Origin of the sequence: Duncaniella sp., from assembly GCF_029054785.1 — a bacterium.
Taxonomy (GTDB): domain Bacteria; phylum Bacteroidota; class Bacteroidia; order Bacteroidales; family Muribaculaceae; genus Duncaniella.
Genome location: NZ_JAIDEN010000159.1, coordinates 1 through 16618, shown reverse-complemented (window position 1 = coordinate 16618; position 16618 = coordinate 1). Strand labels below are relative to the sequence as shown.

Sequence of the window (16618 nt, the reverse complement as noted above, 5' to 3'; positions counted from 1 at the left end):
GCGGAGTGAGCGAGATTCGAACTCGCGATACGCTTTTGACGTATACACGCTTTCCAGGCGTGCCTCTTCAGCCACTCGAGCATCACTCCATTGAGTCAGTCGTTTTTCTCTGCGGTCTTCGAAATCCGTTTCAGATACGCTGACCGGGCTTTAACGGATGCAAAGGTAGGGAGAATTTTCGGATTGTGCAAATTTTTTTGAGGTTGCCCTGAATTACTATGTTTTGACTTATGTAAATACTCCGATTTTGCTATAATTTTGCATCGAAAACGAACTCATCGCCTTATGCTTAAGCTTACGTCAAAATCTACAAAGATACTTTTTTCTATCGTGGCCTGTGTACTTCTTATGGTTGTATATGATCAGGCTTGGAGAGTTACGGCATTATTAGGATTACATTCTGCATCATTATCGAAATTTATTGTAGGATACTCAATAATGTTTATAGCGGTTATAATCCTGACATTATTTGTTATAAAGCCCAAAGAACTATGCTCTTTCCTCGGCATAAGTGGTAATATTGCCAAAGGATTTTTTATTTCCCTAATCTGAGTTCTCCCTCTCTATATTATATTCCCAATTCTCGGCTCTTTCAACTCCGCCACAACTCTTTCTCTTATTTTAAGGAAAAGTGTTTTCCCCGGATTTATGGAAGAATTTGTGTTCAGAGCATTTATGTTCGGATTACTTTTTCGTTATGCAAAGACCGGATTCTTTTGGGCTGTAATATTGCCCGCACTTTTATTTGGATCTATACATCTTTATCAAGGACATGATGTTATTTCATCGCTTGCTGCTTTCGGTGTTACATTTATAGGTGCAGTATATTTCAGTTGGATGTATGTAGAATGGAATTTCAATTTATGGGTTCCTGTTGGACTACATATATTGATGAATGGTGCTTGGGTTATATTCTCAATGGTGGGTACCGAAGTAGCTGCCGGTGGTCTTATTTCCAATATTACTCGTGTAATTAGCATCCTTTTGGCAGTCGGACTAACGGTATGGTATAAGAGAAAGAACGAAACCAAGGTTTTCGGCTATCCGGTCTGGAAGTTCTAAACTCCTGACGGCTGGTTCAAATACATTATAAGCGTCTATGATTTTGGCTGTGACAAATGGCTCAACCGAGCCGCTTAAGCCATCGCCTTGCTTTCTGACAGTTTTGATCAGGATTACAGATTTTACGTCAGCACCATATTTCGCACCGGGATTGGAAAGAATCTCAACGCTCTGAATATCTTTTGAGGATATACGTTCCAGTTCAGAACGGTCAAGCATGCGTCGTCCGTTGATATAAATCTGTGGACTCCCTTTACCGATGATTTCAATATTGCCTTCATCAGTTCTTATACCAGGTATTTTCCTCGAAATACCCCTCGCATCAAGTATAAATTAATTTTCAATAGTTGCTTAAGTATGGTTATTCTCTCTTATCCCTTTTCGTAATCGGCTGAGATGGCCCGGAGTGATTCGTAAGAAAGAAGCGATGTCTTTGAGCTGGAACAATTCAAACAATCGCGGATATTTAGAAATCAATTGTTCGTACCTTTGAACAGGAGTATAGGTGTATGATTCAATAAGTCTGTCGTAAACTTGTTGGAACAGTTGTTCACTTGCCCTGGCCACGATAGACTGAAAATCTTTGTCAGCATACAGACGATTACGTAGCGTAGTAGTCGGGACACAATGAATCTCGCATGGGGAATTTGCCCTGATAGAAATTTTTGAGGCCACTCCATAGATGGAATTTGGGAAATCAGCCACAAACTCCCCGGCAAATTCCAGATTGATTATATGTTCGTTGCCTTCCGAATCGACAGCGATATATTTAAGAGTACCTTCTTTGACAAAACCGATATAACGGCCTGTTCTGCCCGCTTCCACGAAAAAATCCCCTGTTTCATAATGGCGCAATTCACCCTCCCTGACGCATAGTTCGCGCCAATAATCAATATCGACATTCGTTATATAAGGGTTGAATTCATCCATTATCGTTTTAATCTGCCGGTGTTTATTCATTTGCAAATTTAGATAAAAATCCTAAGATTTTTACATCGGTAAAATAAAGAAGCAGAGCATCAGTCTTGAACCTGCGCTTTGGCTGAACTTTGACCAAAGTCACCATGCTGAGATCTAATATGTTGTTAAGATTAAGACATTATTGATATTCCTGAGATATCGGAAACGCACTTTGAAACGATATTAAGAGTTCTGTTTAAAGTGTTTTCCGAGATGATTTCTTGCATAGGAAATTTCATTATGATAAAATCAGAACCAGAACTTGTTATCTCATGGATAATGGAGTCTGTTTCAGACATCCATTTATTGAGGTTTGACTCCATTGAATCTCGATTCCATCTTTTTGCCCATTCAGACGAGTTGGGTTTTATCTCCATAACGAATAGAATCCAACTTGTGCTTTGAGAGACATCGGCATAGGTTTCAGTACGAAGTATATGTGCATTTGTCGAATTTTGAACTGCAAGATAGTAACCATCATCGGCGAGCTGGATTGCAGACAGCTTAAAATCAAAATCGGCGATACTCTTTTCCCCAAGATAATACTCCATCGCTTGGGGATATATATAATCCCAAGCCCAATTTTCGTATTGCAATTGACTTTCTCCATAGTCTTTGCTTTGGCGAGGGGCTCTTGAGTACAGTTTGTTGACCTCAATTCTCCCTGGAGGAAGTAATTTTAGTTCCGATTTGATATGAAACATTGTGCCCTGCATTCGTTTTTGGAACTCAAACATCAGACGTGTCGCCTTTCGGACGTTTTCGAATAGTTTGTTGGGATTCAGTATATCCATAATTTTTCAAATTCGTTATAGATGTATATATCTAAGATCGGACCAATCTTATTTTTTCGCCAGCCTATTGACTTGCGACACAAAAAGTCGTAACTTTGCCGTTGATTGGGAGTAGTCCCATCAAGACATTTTGAAAAAAGAGGCGTTATGTCTTCTTCTTGTATGCGAAAAGCGTAGGAAACTTTATTCACATGAGCAAGAGATGGCGTAATAGTCTCCACGCATATGCGTGGGGCTGTTATTCCCACATCTGCTCATCAAGGTATTCCTACCACCTTCGCATTAAGACGTGGCATTACAGTTCCACGCTTCTTAATTTTTAATTGCACTTATGGGAACTGAGGTGCGCTTACATCAGAATATGAAAAAGATAATAGTTGGCGTTATCTTCGTTTTGTTTGCCATCTGTGCATACGCTCAAAAAGACGTAACGCAGTTCCTCGGAATTCCTGTTGATGGCAGTAAGTCTGCCATGATTCAAAAGCTCAAGGCAAAGGGCTTTCGTGTCAATTCCTATAACAAGGATGTTTTGGAAGGGACATTTAATGGTATGGAGGTAAATCTTCACATAGCAACAAATGGCGATAAGGTATGCCGAATAATGTTATGCGATGCTAATCCTGTCGATGAACGCTCAATTCAAATCAGATTCAACAATCTGTGTCGCCAATTTGAAAAGAATCCAAAATATATGTCTTTAGGTAATGAACTTATACCTGATGATGAAGACATATCCTACGAAATTAGTGTAAAAAACAAGCGATATGAGGCTATCTTCTATCAGCAACCAGCAGAATTGTCAGACACGACATTATTGCGAGAAAAATTAATGCCTATCATCTTGGAGAAATATACGGCTGAAGAACTTGCGAATCCAACAGAAGAAACGCAAAATGCGCTAATGAAGATGTCACTTGATTATATGATGGATTTATGTTCCAAAAAGCCCGTATGGTTTATGATTTCTGAAATATACGGCAAGTACTACATAACCATGTTTTACGATAACGAATACAATCGTGCGAATGGAGAGGATTTATAAATACGTTTACACAAGCCTAATCTCCTTATTGGCAATCTGCATGTTGAGTGGGTGCGCGTCGATGCGCCCTCCTGTCATCCACACTTACGATGATTCGATTGAAAATTATCATTATTTCTATATATCACCCACGGGAGATTACACATCAAATTCCGGAGTGTATGGCAATCAATATGGTGTTTACGGAGGAGCCACCAAATCTATAAATCCAGCCTCTCTAATATCGGGTATTCTTTTTAAGAATGGATTTATCCAAGTCAATGAGGTGAACCCTAACAACGCAAAAGAAACAATGATTGTGAACTTTGGCGAAACTGGTCGCAGAAATGTCAACCTCGGATATTCCATAGAGGTTACAATTCAGTTTATATCAGCATATACACAGCGTCCAATTTGCACCTGCACGGCAGAGGGCCAAGGTGAAACAGAAGCTGATGATGTTCGGGAAGCAATCCAAAGCGCCCTAAAACCATTATTCAATTCAAAAAAATAGCATTCAAGCGATAATATATTCAGCGCGTATTATAGCAAGCGAACTCCATTTGGGTAAAAAGAGTGGGAGTTAGGTTTAGCTCGCTCTTCAAGCGAAGAAAGACGCCTGGATCCTAATCGAGATAGAATGTTTTAGTTTAAATAGTAAAGCCTTGCGGCAAATACGGCAAGGCTTACGGAAAATGTTTTGTGGATGGTAAGCCGAACGATAGTTATAGACAGGGATGCTATCCAAATATAAAAGAAGAGGAGATTCCTTGTGCGGGATGTGGCGAATCGCTAATCACCATTCATTTTTCGGCGGTTGTTTTTTGTGAGGTTTTTTGGGTGGGAGTTCGGAAGATTATTAGTAATTTTGTCAATCACATCAATTCTTCTTAGGGATACAGGCTTCTTCCGGATTTTCTCAGGAGGAGTCGGGTCGCAAATCAGAGAATGCAAAAAATGGATTTTCGAACAGTCATACGTCCGCTTAGATTTCAAGGTCTTGTGAATCACGGCGAAACCATGCTTCTGCTGGGATCTTGTTTTACTGACAACATCGGACAACGCCTTTGTGATGATCTTTTCGATGCCGTGGTCAATCCTTTCGGGCCTGTCTACAATCCTCTGTCAGTGCTCAGGTCACTGGAGATACTCAGATGCAACATGACGGTCCGGCCTGACGATCTGTTTGAACGAGAGGGACGGTTTCACAGTTTCATGTTTCATTCGCGCCTTTCCGGCCATGACCGTGAGCAGACGGCCAAGGCGATGACTGCGGCTGTCAACGAGGGTCATGAGGCCTTGCTGAAAGGGTCGGTGGTGATTCTTACCCTTGGAACTACGAGAGTGTTCCGTCACCTTGCCTCGGACAGCGTCGTGGCCAATTGCCATAAACTGCCGGGAGGGGAGTTTGAGAGCCGCTTCCTTGGACTCGAAGAGACAGCCGGTGCGCTGAAAGATTGTGTCCGTCTGATCAGAGAATGCAATCCGGAGGCGCGGGTTATCTTCACGGTCAGTCCGCTGCGCTATCTTGAAGCGGGCGCCCACGGCAACCAGCTGATCAAGTCGACGCTTCTTCTGGCTGTCGACGATGTCGTCAGACATTTCGGTGGAGAGTGCGTGAGCTATTTCCCGTCCTATGAGATCATGATGGACGATCTCCGCGACTATCGTTTCTATGCCGAAGACATGAAGCATCCCTCGCCACAGGCCGTGGATTATATCTATGAGATTTTCGGCGAGTCATATTTCACTCCCGCGACAGCCGGGATCGTGGTTGAAGCCCGTGTGCTGACCCGTCGGTTGTCGCATCGGGTCATGGCATCCTCTCCGGAGGCCGAATCTCGCGAGAATATGGCGCGGGAACGCGCCATACAGACTTTTACGGGCCGTTATCCAGAACTCACAGACGCCGTAAGGCGTTATTATGATAAGAATACATTATGTCAATAATGGACTATACCATTTCTGAAATAGCAAGAATCATCGGTTCGGCTTCATCTGTCGCCGGGGCCGATTCCAAAATATCACGACTGTTGACCGACAGCCGCTCACTGACATATCCGTCCGACACATTGTTTTTCGCTCTTACCACAGCTTCAGGGGACGGTCACAGATATATAAAACAGCTTTATGACCGCGGAGTCCGTAACTTTGTTGTTGCGGATGGCTTCACACCCTCAGGAGAGATGGCGGAAGCCAATCTGCTCTATGTTGACTCGCCGTTGAGGGCTTTGCAGGCTTTGGCCGCACATCATCGCCGCTGTTATGACATTCCTGTTGTCGGAATTACCGGCAGCCGAGGCAAGACAACTGTCAAAGAATGGCTCAACCAGCTTTTGCAGGGTGATATGGAGATAATCCGCAGCCCGCGCAGCTATAATTCACAGATCGGCGTGCCTCTGTCGGTCTGGCAGCTTACCGACAAGACAGATCTCGGCCTCTTCGAAGCCGGAATCTCTCAGCCGGGAGAAATGGCCAGGCTGAAAGAGATTCTTGCTCCCCGCATCGGAGTGTTCACCAATATCGGTCCGGCCCACAGCTCAGGTTTTGAGTCGATAGGGCAGAAGTGCAGTGAAAAAGCACTCCTGCTTGACGGCTGTGAGTGTGTGGTCTATAATGCCGACGATCCGTTGGTCAGCCGCTGTGTCAAGGAAGCGCCTCTGACAATCGGATGGTCGCGCTCGAATCCGGAAGCAATGCTTTATGTCAGCGACATAGAGCGGAGTGACGGTTTGACCACATTCCGCTATAAATATAAAGGTGGTGATGTCAGGGAAATTTCCATTCCCTTTGCCGGAGAGCATGAACTGGAGAATGCGATCCACTGTCTGGCGGTCATGCTCTGCCTCGGAATTTCACCGGAGGTGATCCGCAGCCGGATGGGGGCATTGACTCCGGTCGGTACGCGTCTTGAAGTCATCGAGGGTGTCAGCGGCTGTCTGCTTATCCATGACAATTATACCAGTGACTTCAATTCGTTGGCTCCCGCCCTGGATTTCATGAAACGGCGCATGAGTCCCGACTGCACAGCCACGGTCATTGTCAGCGATCTGATGCATGATGCCGATGCGGATCTTTCGGACCTCTATTCGAGCATGGGCCGGCTGCTTGCCGTGGCCGGCGTCAGCCGTGTCATCGGAGTCGGGCCTGAGTTGTCGGCCCATAAGGACTGTTTCAGCGGCGAAACAGAGTTTTTTGCCACGACAGAAGAATTTCTCGCCGATAAGACAACAGCAGATTTCAGCAATGAGCTCGTGCTTGTCAAGGGCGCTCCCCACTTCGGTTTCGCAAGAATCTGCGAACTGCTGGAGGCCCGTCAGCATGAGACGGTGCTGGAGATAAATCTTGATGCCATTGTCTCAAACTTCAATGCATTCCGCTCGCGGATCAAGCCCACAACAGCGATCGCCTGCATGATCAAAGCCTCAGGCTATGGGGCCGGATCTCATGAACTGGCCCGCACATTGCAGGCCCAGGGAGCCTCATATCTTGCCGTGGCAGTCCACGACGAAGGTGCCGATCTGCGCCGCGCAGGCATTACGATGCCGATTCTGGTGCTCAATCCTACGGTTGAGAACTTCCAGGCCTTGTTTGCCGACAGGCTTGAACCGGAGATTTACAGCTTCGATTTCCTGAAAGCCCTGATCCGCGAAGCCAAGCGCTACGGAGTCGTCTCCTATCCGGTGCATATCAAGATTGATTCCGGAATGCACCGTCTTGGCTTCCTGAAAGAAGATCTTCCGGCGCTGATCGAGTTGCTGAAGAGCCAGGACAATGTGGTCCCGCGTTCGATTTTCTCTCATCTGTGTGCTGCCGATGACCCGCAGGAGGACGACTACACTCAAATGCAGTTCCGCTATTTCGACGAGTGCTGCGAGATTCTGACATCAGCTTTCCCTGAGCGGAAAATCATGCGCCATATACTGAACTCAACCGGAATCACCCGCTTCCCGGAACATCAGCTCGACATGGTGCGTCTTGGAATCGGTCTCTATGGTGTCAGAACCATGCACGACGGTTCGCAGGACGATCTGCGCCCGGTTTCATCGCTCAACACCGTCATCATCTCGCTGAAAAACTGGCCTGCCGGAACCACCATCGGCTATAACCGCCGTGGAGTCCTGCGCCGTCAGTCGGTCATTGCCACCATACCTGTGGGCTATGCCGACGGCATCAACCGTCATTTCGGCTATGGCAACATATCGGTGATGGTCAACGGAGTCAAATGTCCGACAGTCGGAAGCATCTGCATGGATGCCTGCATGATCGATGTCACTGACGTGGACGGTGTCAAGGTCGGCGACAGGGTGGAGATCTTCGGAGAGAACATGCCCGTCGACGATCTGGCCGAAGTCCTCGGCACGATCCCCTATGAAGTACTCACCTCCGTCTCCCAGCGCGTCAAACGCGTCTATTACCGGGAGTGAACGGATCCAATATATAAAACACACGAATCACTACTTAAACCAACACGACTGAATTATGAAATCGCCAAGTTTGTACATCATCGCCGGTTGTAATGGCGCCGGGAAAACCACGGCCTCATTCACACTTTTGCCTGACGTCCTTGACTGTCAACAATTTGTAAATGCCGATGAGATAGCCAAAGGCCTTTCTCCTTTCCATCCGGAAAGTGTGAGCATGGAGGCCGGGCGCATCATGCTCGGCCGAATAGAAGAATTGCTGCACAAGGGGATCACTTTTGCGATAGAGACCACACTCGCTACCCGCAGTTACCATGCCCTGGTCTCCAAGGCCCACAAACTCGGATATCTTGTGCATTTGCTTTATATCTGGCTGTCCTCTCCGCAGCTGGCCATCAGACGTGTTGCCCAAAGAGTCAGCGAGGGAGGACATAACATACCCACTGACGTGATCGTGAGACGCTATCATCATGGCATTGACAACCTGTTCAATCTGTTTATGCCGATTGTTGACAGCTGGACTATTATCGACAATACCCGTTGCCGCCCGCGAGTGGTGGCGAATGAAACCCTGACTTTAGCCCCCGAAATATATGAACGAATTAAAAATGATGGAAAGACGCAAGGAGACTGAAAGCGTATCCGAAAGGATTGCACGCGGGATGGAGATTGCTGTTGAAAAGTGTCTTCTGGATAAGGTCGTCAAGGGTCAGACTGTGGTCTATGCCCATGACGACGGGACCGTCTACTCTATGTCGGCAAAAGATGCACTTGACCATTTCCTGATGGAAGCTGTCGAAGAGATTTCAAAGAATTAGAATGTAGAAGATCCGTCTTTGCGCCCTAAATCCTTTTTGGGGATTGGTCGCAGAGGCGGACCGCTTTTGTGTTGGGAAAAAGACAGCGCCCGGCTCTTTCTGAAAGAGACCGGACGCTTGGCTATTGGATTGAAGAAGGGTATAAGCGCTTGGTTTTAAACAACCTCTAAGAATCGGATAGAGTGCCGATCAATAGTTCTCGGCTTTGCGTTCGAAGTAGCCTTGTTCTTTTCCGCAGACGGGGCAGCGCTTGGGGGCTGATTTGCCTTTGTGGACATAGCCGCAGTGCATGCACTGCCATTCTTCCTCCTCCTCTCCGGAGAATTCCTGGCCGTTTGTGAGACGGTCGAGCAGGCGGAGGTAGCGCTGTTCGTGTTCGATTTCAACTTTGGCTACCATCTTGAACAGGACTGCGATGTCTTTGAAGCCTTCTTCCTCGGCGGTCGATGCGAAGGAAGAATAGAGATCGCTCCACTCTTCACGCTCGCCTGCGGCGGCTTCGCGAAGGTTGGTGATGGTGTCGGCCACGACTCCGGCGGGATAGCCGGCGTTGATGGTGACCACTCCGCCTTCAAGACGGGAGAAGAAAAGTTCGGCATGACTGAGTTCCTGCTCGGCGGTGATCAGGAACACGCGGGCTATCTGTTCATAGCCTTCCTCACGGGCTTTTTTAGCGAAAAGAGTGTAGCGCGAGCGGGCCTGGCTTTCACCGGCAAACGAGGCGAGAAGATTGTGTTCGGTCTTGGTGCCTTTTATTGATTTTTTCTCCATAAGTTCTGAGAATTGTAGATGTTGATGTTAATTGAGGATTATGTTATAACAACATCTATAAACCTCCCTTTGTTCACCGCCGGAGAAAATATCGGTCAAGTCGGGCTTATCTTCAGACAAGAGGATTCATGTATTGTCCTTTGTCTTTTGTCTTGCCGCCGTACATTACCGCATGGCGTGGACAGACGTGGTAGCAGGCAAGACAGGCGGCGCAATCAGACTGCCATTGCGGATATCTGCGCCGGCGGCTGTCGTTGGCTGATGGAGTGTCGGGGGCCGGTTGCATGCTTATGTTGCGCAGCGGGCAGATGGCCGCGCATTTGCCGCAGGAGATGCAGGCGTTCGTGTGGCGGAACGGTTTCGGCGACGTGGCGTAGCGCACGAACCAGGGATAGATAATTCTGGTTTTGATCCATGCGAAGCGCCCGCGGATGATATCGTCGGCGGCTTTCGTGCGGATTTTTCCGTCAGTGGTGCTGAAAGAGGCTATTTTCCCGGCTATTTCCAGAATACGCTGCGGGGCTGCGGAGAGTTTTTCCTCGGCCAGCGGCTGAGGGTCAACGTCAAAGCCGCTCATGCACACGTAGTTGTTGGGCATTGTTACTGAAAATGCCAGGCCTGCCCGCCACGAACGGGCAGCCAGATCCTTGCGCCACATGTCTGCGGCCAGTCCGCAGTCATCGCCGCAGGTGAGCACAAGGTGGTGGATGGCCGGGAGCGGGTTGATCTCCAATGTCTGAATGATCGACCGGACATAGGGCGGAATACCCCAGGAGTAGACCGGGCATACCCAGATGACGGTCGTGTCGCCTGAGGGCATGGTGAGACTGCCGCCGCGCAGCTCAGTACCGAGTCTGCGCAGCGGCTGTCCGAGTTCGGCGGCGAGGCGTTCGGCGACGTATCTCGAATTGCCTGTACCTGAAAACCATAGGATCATAGAGGTGCGTGATTTTGGAGGCCGTTTCTCTGTCAGATTGTCACCTGTGTTGCGCCGAATCCATATTCGCGGAAGGAAGCGTCCTGCACCTGATGGCCTTTATAGCGGTGGTTGAGCTCCTTCATGAGCGCCGCGCGGAGGACTCCTTCGCCTTTGCCGTGGATGAAGACTATTTTCTGGCCCTTGTGTTTGAGATTGCTGTCCATCACCTTGCGGAATTCGTCGATCTGGAGATTCAGTATGTCGGCGGGGGAGAGTCCGGCTGTGGTATCGACCAGTTCGGAGATGTGCAGGTCTACCTCAATTACATCGGGACGCTTTGTGGTGGCTTTTTTCTGCACCGGTTTGCGTGATGGGCGGTCGACGGCTTTCTTGGCTTTCAGTCCTTCCTCGATGCGAGATGAGTCGATGACCATGCGCTTGCGGGGAATGTCATTGGTCACGATGTCCACGGCTATGACATCCTTGTCGAAATAGACGTTGCTGTGGAAGCAGTGGAGTTTGAAGAATTTGGTGGTGTCAAGAGCTGTTTCGACTGCCACGGGGGCTTTGACGCGGAATTCACGGTCAGACTTGAACGCGATCATCTGCACGGCGATGCGGTCCATCGAAGGCAGGTCGGCACCGGTGATCTCTTCGAGAAACACTTGGATGTTCGGCTCGACGATTCCTGCATAGCGGGTGGTCCAGCCTGCGGCTTCGTCGGCGCGTGTGAGATAAGTGAAATAGAGATAGTAGTTGGAATCGTTGACCAGGTAGACATCAAAGGTGGTTGTGTTGAGATGCTTGATGTCAGCCGGTTCGTAGGCCAAGACCACATTGAGTTTTTCGCCTTCGGGAGTCTCTTCCGGCGCAGGGACCGCGGCTGATCCGGTGCTTTTCGCTGAGGCCGGTGACGAGACTGCCGGAGCCGGTTTTACCGCATCCTGCGTCAGTGCTACTTTTTTCTCTGTGGCGGCAGCTTCTTCGACAACCACACATTCGCGCAGGAGGGTCGGGGTTTCAAAGCCGTCGTCGTCAACGTAAGCGATATTTCCTTCTATTTTTCTGATGATGCCGCCTCCGACTGAGTTGAGGAAGCGGACACGATCACCTATTTTTGCCATGATATTATTGTCTTTTTATAAGTAACTCTAAAAAACGTATTATGTTTTTACAAAGTAACTTAGTTTTGTAATATGTGATTATAATTTCTCTTTGAGGAAAGTGCCGGTGTAAGAGTCGGGATTGGCAGCGATCTGTTCGGGGGTACCGCAGGCCACGAGATTGCCTCCGGCATCGCCGCCGTCAGGACCGATGTCGATGATATGGTCGGCACATTTGATCACGTCCATGTTGTGCTCGATGATGAGGATGGTATGGCCCATTGCGATAAGCCGGTCAAAGGATTTCATCAGCGTTGCGATGTCATGGAAGTGCAGGCCTGTGGTCGGTTCGTCGAAAATGTAGAGCGTGGGTTCCGGTTTCTCTTCGGCGAAGAACGATGCGAGTTTGACACGCTGGTTTTCACCGCCGGAGAGCGACGATGAGTTCTGTCCGATCTTGATGTAGCCCAGACCGACATCCTGAAGCGGTTTGAGGCGCTTGATGATGCGTTTTTCCTGCGTCCCGGCTTCTTCGCCGAAAAACTCGATGGCCTGGTTGATGGTCATCTCAAGGATGTCATAGATGTTTTTGCCGCGGTACTCGATCTCAAGAATTTCTTTCTGATAGCGTTTGCCATGGCATGACTCGCAGGGGACAGTGATGTCGGCCATGAACTGCATTTCGATCGTGATGTAACCGTCGCCTTTACACTCCTCGCAGCGGCCTCCTTCGGAGTTGAAGGAGAAGTCGGAGGCTGAGTAGCCCATCTGTTTCGCTCCTTGGGTCGAGGCAAAGAGTTTGCGGATTTCGTCAAAGGCCTTCAGGTAGGTTGCGGGGTTTGAACGTGATGATTTGCCGATGGGGTTCTGGTCGACAAACTCTACGTTTTTGATCCGCGACAGATCTCCCTGGAGCTTGCGGAAGGTTCCCGGAGCATCACCTGAGTTGCCGAGATGGCGGTTGAGGGAGCGGAAGAGGATGTCACGCACGAGAGTGGACTTTCCTGAGCCGCTGACACCTGTCACAACGGTCATGACTCCGAGCGGAAACTTGACGTCGATGTCCTTGAGATTGTGTTCTTTCGCGCCTATCACCTCGATTGAATCGCGCCATTTGCGCCGTTGGTGAGGGGTGGGGATCGAAAGAGCGCCTGTCAGATAGCGGGCGGTATAGCTCAGAGGTGTTGTCTCTCTGGCCTGCGAGGGGACCAGTTCGGCAGGGTCGCCCTGATAGATGATGGTGCCTCCGAGGCGTCCGGCGTCGGGGCCGACGTCAATCAGATAGTCGGCGGCACGCATGATCTCTTCATCATGCTCGACAACAACCACGGTGTTGCCCAGGTCGCGCAGTTTTTTCAATACGGCGATGAGCCGTTCGGTGTCGCGCGAGTGCAGTCCGATCGAGGGTTCGTCGAGGATATAGAGGGAGCCGACAAGGCTGCTGCCGAGCGATGTAGCGAGATTGATGCGCTGGCTTTCACCGCCTGAAAGGGTGGAGGAGAGGCGGTCGAGAGTCAGATAGCCGAGGCCGACTTCTTCAAGGTAGGAGATGCGGTTGTTGATCTCTTTGAGAAGACGTCCGGCAATTGCGGCATCGTTGGCGTCGAGCTGAAGTGAGCGGAAAAACTCGATCAGACGGCAGACGGGCATGGTGACCAGCTCGCCGATCGTAGCGCCTCCGACTTTGACATAGGACGCAGTCTTTTTAAGGCGCGAGCCGTGGCAGGTGGGGCATACGGTCTTGCCCTGATAGCGGGCTTTCATGACGCGATACTGTATCTTGTAGAGATTCTCGTCTACCATTTTGAAAAAGCGGTCGATCGAGGGGAAGTCTCCGTAGGTAAGCCTCACACCCGGACGGGCGAGCTCCTCGGCTGAAGGGCCGTGCCAGAGCAGATCTTTTTCTTTTTCGCTGAGGTCGAGATACGGTTTGTGGATCGGAAATCCGAACTGGGCGGAGTCGGCGATGAAAATCTTTTTCCACTCGCTCATCTTGTCGCCGCGCCAACAGGCAACGGCGTTGTCATAGATGGAGAGCGTGTTGTTCGGGATGACAAGACGTTCGTCAATACCGAGCACCTTTCCGAAGCCCTCGCATGTGGGGCAGGCGCCGACAGGATTGTTGAAATTGAACATCATGTCGGTCGGGACCTCGAATTTCATGCCGTCGGCCTCGAATACGCGTGAAAATTCTTTTGATACAAGGCCGTCAGAGGTCCAGACATGGATTTTCAAGCGGTCGCGGCCTTCGAAAAAGGCGCTTTCGACAGAGTCGCGCAGACGGCTCTGCTCATCGGCTTCCGAGGAGACTGCCAGACGGTCGACAAGCAGCTCATAGTCCGAGGGATTGAAATCCTCCTCCTTGCCGTTGCGCACCTGAGCCAGAAGTTCGTCAATCTCGATGAAATCACCTTCGCTGACAAGGCGTGAATAGCCCGCTTTCAGGTATACGTCAAGCTGAGAGGCGAATTTTCGTCCTTCAGGAAGAGTCACCGGGGCGGTGATTGCCATGCGCGACCCTTCGGGATAGGTGAGGGCGAAGCCGACAACATCGTCAATGGTGTGTTTTTTGACCTCCTCTCCGCTGATCGGCGAAAACGTGTGGCCGACGCGACCGAAAAGCAGACGCAGATAGTCATAGATTTCGGTTGAAGTCCCGACGGTGCTTCGCGGGTTGCGTGTATTGACCTTCTGCTCGATGGCTATTGCCGGTGGAAGTCCGAGAATGGCTTTGCACTCAGGCTTCGGCATCTTGCCCATGAACTGGCGGGCGTAGCTGCTGAGACTTTCAACATAGCGGCGCTGGCCCTCGGCATAGAGGGTGTCAAAAGCGAGCGACGATTTTCCCGAACCCGAAACGCCCGTAATCACAACGAGTTTTCCGCGGGGAATCTCTACGTCAACATCTTTGAGATTGTTGACCTTGGCTCCTAATACTATTATATTTTGTTCGTTCTGCATTATTCAGGTCCATTCAAATGTAACATACAAAGTTACGCAATTTTTCCTGAATATCTGACAGAGGGATGCGATTCTAACAAAAATTCACTAAGCGAAACAGAGCGAAACAGCCTGGACGGGAGACACTCGTCAGACTGCGGGCATGATTCGCATCCCGGATTAGATCGGGACTTCGTTGTGGATCTCCGGATTGATGGCAAGGAGGTGTTCGATGAAGCCTTTCCGGTCGGCGGGGGAGATGATAAGCGGCATAGTGCTTTTCAGTATTTTCCTGTCGGTAAAGGTGATGGCGATGCGTTTTCTGAGTGAGCCGGCAGGAGCGGAGAGGATACAGTCGGTTGGTTTGATGCTTGCGATTTTAGAAATCGGATAGGTGCCTGATTGCAAGGGCGCATGAATGATCAGTTTGTCATCTTTAATGGTATAGCTGATGCTCAGAAAGAAATAGAGCATTAATAGCAGCATGGCAACAGTAACCACAATTGAAATCAGATACTCGCCTACGAGCATCGGAGACATGCTACACAGGCAGGAGATGATAATTGTAGCCCAGAATGTCAGGCCGTAGGCCGATTTGTAGTGTCGGGTCTTTTGGTTCATGATTGGTCGGGATGTGGGGTGGAGGTGTTGAGGAGTGAAAGCAGTTGGTCGTGGATCGAGGGTGAGCCGCAGACGAGCGAGATGTTGCGGTCCGGACGGAAGCGGGTGCATTTGCCTCCGGCTTCTTCAAGGATCAGGCTTGCGGCGTTGACATCCCATTCGTGGAGGTTGAGTTCCCAGTAGCCGTTCTGAAATCCGGCAGCGACATAACACATGTCGGCAGCGGCTGATCCGAGGCGGCGAATGTCTCTGACGAGCGGCATGACGGCTGCGAGATTGTCGAGGTTGTTGTCGGGATTGGTGTCTTTGTCAACCGGAAATCCGGTTGAGATCACAGAGCGTGAAAGACGGGTTTCGGCGGAGACATGGATAGGCTTGTTGTTGAGAAAAGCGCCCTTGCCTCTGACGGCATGGAAGAGTTCGCCGGTTGCGGGAAGATAGACCACGCCGATTTCGGTCTGTCCGTGGTGTTCGACTCCGATGCTGATCGCCCAGATGGGGATGCCGGCGAAAAAATTGGTCGTGCCGTCAATAGGGTCGATCACCCAGCGGTAGTCAGCCGTGCCGTCGGTCTCTCCGGATTCTTCTGAGAGAATGGCGTGGGAGGGGAAATCTGTCCGGATGAAGCTCTTTATGACGGCTTCCGACTCCTTGTCGGCAATTGTCACAATGTCGCTGTCGTTGAGTTTGTTGTGCATGCCGATCGCATGTCCGCTGCGAAAATGTTTCATTGCGGTCTCACCCGCTTTTAGCGCGCATTCAATAACGTCATTGGCGGTGGGTATTTTCATATTTTCCATAAAATGTGCATTTGTGTTGTTTCTGATCTGTCTCATTAACCGTTTGAATGGCAATTCGGTTTGGCGGATGCGGTCTGTTTTTGGCGAGTGGTTGATTATTCGTAAATTTGCGGTGATAAAAAGCGTGATAAAATGAATCTGACGAATTTTTTGATTGTCTTTCTCGGCAGTGGGCTTGGAGGTGTGTGCCGCTATGGGCTTACTCAGGTGGTGCGTCAGGAATTTGGCGCGACTCTGTTTCCGTGGGGCACGTTTATGGTGAACATCTTCGGCTGTCTGCTGATCGGAGTAGCCTATGGTCTTGCAGAGCGGGGAGCATTGCTTTCGCCGGACTTGCGCCTGCTGGCCCGAGTCGGTTTCTGCGGCGGATTCAGAACGTTTTCGA

16 protein-coding genes and 1 tRNA gene are annotated in these 16618 nt (G+C 49.6%); 8 read left to right on the top strand and 9 right to left on the bottom strand.

Annotation, left to right across the window (positions count from 1 at the left end; translation table 11 throughout):
- Position 1: 1 nt before the first annotated feature.
- A tRNA-Ser gene (locus K2H17_RS09860) sits at positions 2 to 89 on the bottom strand.
- A gap of 478 nt (positions 90 to 567) precedes the next feature.
- Between K2H17_RS09860 and K2H17_RS09855 the strand changes: the two genes are divergently transcribed.
- Positions 568 to 1062 (top strand): CPBP family intramembrane glutamic endopeptidase, encoded by a 495-nt coding sequence (locus K2H17_RS09855; protein WP_363319939.1) that lies wholly within the window; start codon positions 568 to 570, stop codon positions 1060 to 1062.
- A 351-nt stretch (positions 1063 to 1413) separates the two neighbouring features.
- On the opposite strand, the gene K2H17_RS09850 is transcribed toward K2H17_RS09855, so the two are convergent.
- On the bottom strand, positions 1414 to 1992 hold the full coding sequence (locus K2H17_RS09850; RefSeq protein WP_300134246.1) for a Crp/Fnr family transcriptional regulator: 579 nt from the start codon (positions 1990 to 1992) through the stop codon (positions 1414 to 1416).
- Between the two features lie 161 nt (positions 1993 to 2153).
- Entirely contained in the window at positions 2154 to 2816 is a 663-nt protein-coding gene (locus K2H17_RS09845) for a hypothetical protein (protein ID WP_300134243.1), read from the bottom strand.
- Positions 2817 to 3177: 361 nt separating this feature from the next.
- Between K2H17_RS09845 and K2H17_RS09840 the strand changes: the two genes are divergently transcribed.
- From K2H17_RS09840 to K2H17_RS09815, 6 genes are all read left to right on the top strand, one after another.
- Positions 3178 to 3858, top strand: coding sequence for a hypothetical protein (locus K2H17_RS09840; protein ID WP_300134241.1), 681 nt, complete (start codon positions 3178 to 3180; stop codon positions 3856 to 3858).
- Between the two features lie 157 nt (positions 3859 to 4015).
- On the top strand, positions 4016 to 4351 hold the full coding sequence (locus K2H17_RS09835) for a hypothetical protein (protein ID WP_300134239.1): 336 nt from the start codon (positions 4016 to 4018) through the stop codon (positions 4349 to 4351).
- A 443-nt stretch (positions 4352 to 4794) separates the two neighbouring features.
- Complete coding sequence (locus K2H17_RS09830) at positions 4795 to 5787, top strand: GSCFA domain-containing protein (RefSeq protein WP_300134236.1); 993 nt, start codon at positions 4795 to 4797, stop codon at positions 5785 to 5787.
- On the top strand, positions 5787 to 8264 hold the full coding sequence (locus K2H17_RS09825; RefSeq protein ID WP_300134234.1) for a bifunctional UDP-N-acetylmuramoyl-tripeptide:D-alanyl-D-alanine ligase/alanine racemase: 2478 nt from the start codon (positions 5787 to 5789) through the stop codon (positions 8262 to 8264). The genes K2H17_RS09830 and K2H17_RS09825 overlap by 1 nt, the downstream gene beginning before the upstream one ends.
- 55 nt (positions 8265 to 8319) lie before the next feature.
- Complete coding sequence (locus K2H17_RS09820; protein ID WP_300134231.1) at positions 8320 to 8895, top strand: zeta toxin family protein; 576 nt, start codon at positions 8320 to 8322, stop codon at positions 8893 to 8895.
- Positions 8870 to 9079 (top strand): hypothetical protein, encoded by a 210-nt coding sequence (locus K2H17_RS09815; RefSeq protein ID WP_300134228.1) that lies wholly within the window; start codon positions 8870 to 8872, stop codon positions 9077 to 9079. The genes K2H17_RS09820 and K2H17_RS09815 overlap by 26 nt, the downstream gene beginning before the upstream one ends.
- 189 nt (positions 9080 to 9268) lie before the next feature.
- Here the strand turns inward: K2H17_RS09815 and rbr are convergent, their stop codons facing one another.
- The 6 genes from rbr to K2H17_RS09785 all read right to left on the bottom strand — a co-directional run bounded on the left by rbr (position 9269) and on the right by K2H17_RS09785 (position 16224).
- Entirely contained in the window at positions 9269 to 9850 is a 582-nt protein-coding gene (rbr, locus tag K2H17_RS09810) for a rubrerythrin (protein ID WP_300134226.1), read from the bottom strand.
- Positions 9851 to 9962: 112 nt separating this feature from the next.
- Positions 9963 to 10787: an EFR1 family ferrodoxin gene (locus K2H17_RS09805; protein WP_300134223.1), complete on the bottom strand. Its 825-nt coding sequence runs from the start codon at positions 10785 to 10787 to the stop codon at positions 9963 to 9965.
- 32 nt (positions 10788 to 10819) lie between these two features.
- Positions 10820 to 11893: a DUF2027 domain-containing protein gene (locus K2H17_RS09800; RefSeq protein WP_300134220.1), complete on the bottom strand. Its 1074-nt coding sequence runs from the start codon at positions 11891 to 11893 to the stop codon at positions 10820 to 10822.
- A 78-nt stretch (positions 11894 to 11971) separates the two neighbouring features.
- Positions 11972 to 14833 (bottom strand): excinuclease ABC subunit UvrA, encoded by a 2862-nt coding sequence (gene uvrA / locus K2H17_RS09795; RefSeq protein ID WP_300134217.1) that lies wholly within the window; start codon positions 14831 to 14833, stop codon positions 11972 to 11974.
- Between the two features lie 159 nt (positions 14834 to 14992).
- Positions 14993 to 15433: a PH domain-containing protein gene (locus K2H17_RS09790; RefSeq protein WP_300134214.1), complete on the bottom strand. Its 441-nt coding sequence runs from the start codon at positions 15431 to 15433 to the stop codon at positions 14993 to 14995.
- Positions 15430 to 16224: an inositol monophosphatase family protein gene (locus tag K2H17_RS09785; protein ID WP_300134211.1), complete on the bottom strand. Its 795-nt coding sequence runs from the start codon at positions 16222 to 16224 to the stop codon at positions 15430 to 15432. Before K2H17_RS09785 ends, K2H17_RS09790 begins: the two co-directional genes overlap by 4 nt.
- A 141-nt stretch (positions 16225 to 16365) precedes the next feature.
- Here K2H17_RS09785 and K2H17_RS09780 point away from each other — a divergent pair.
- The coding region (locus K2H17_RS09780; protein WP_300134209.1) for a CrcB family protein at positions 16366 to 16618 on the top strand (253 nt) is incomplete at its 3' end.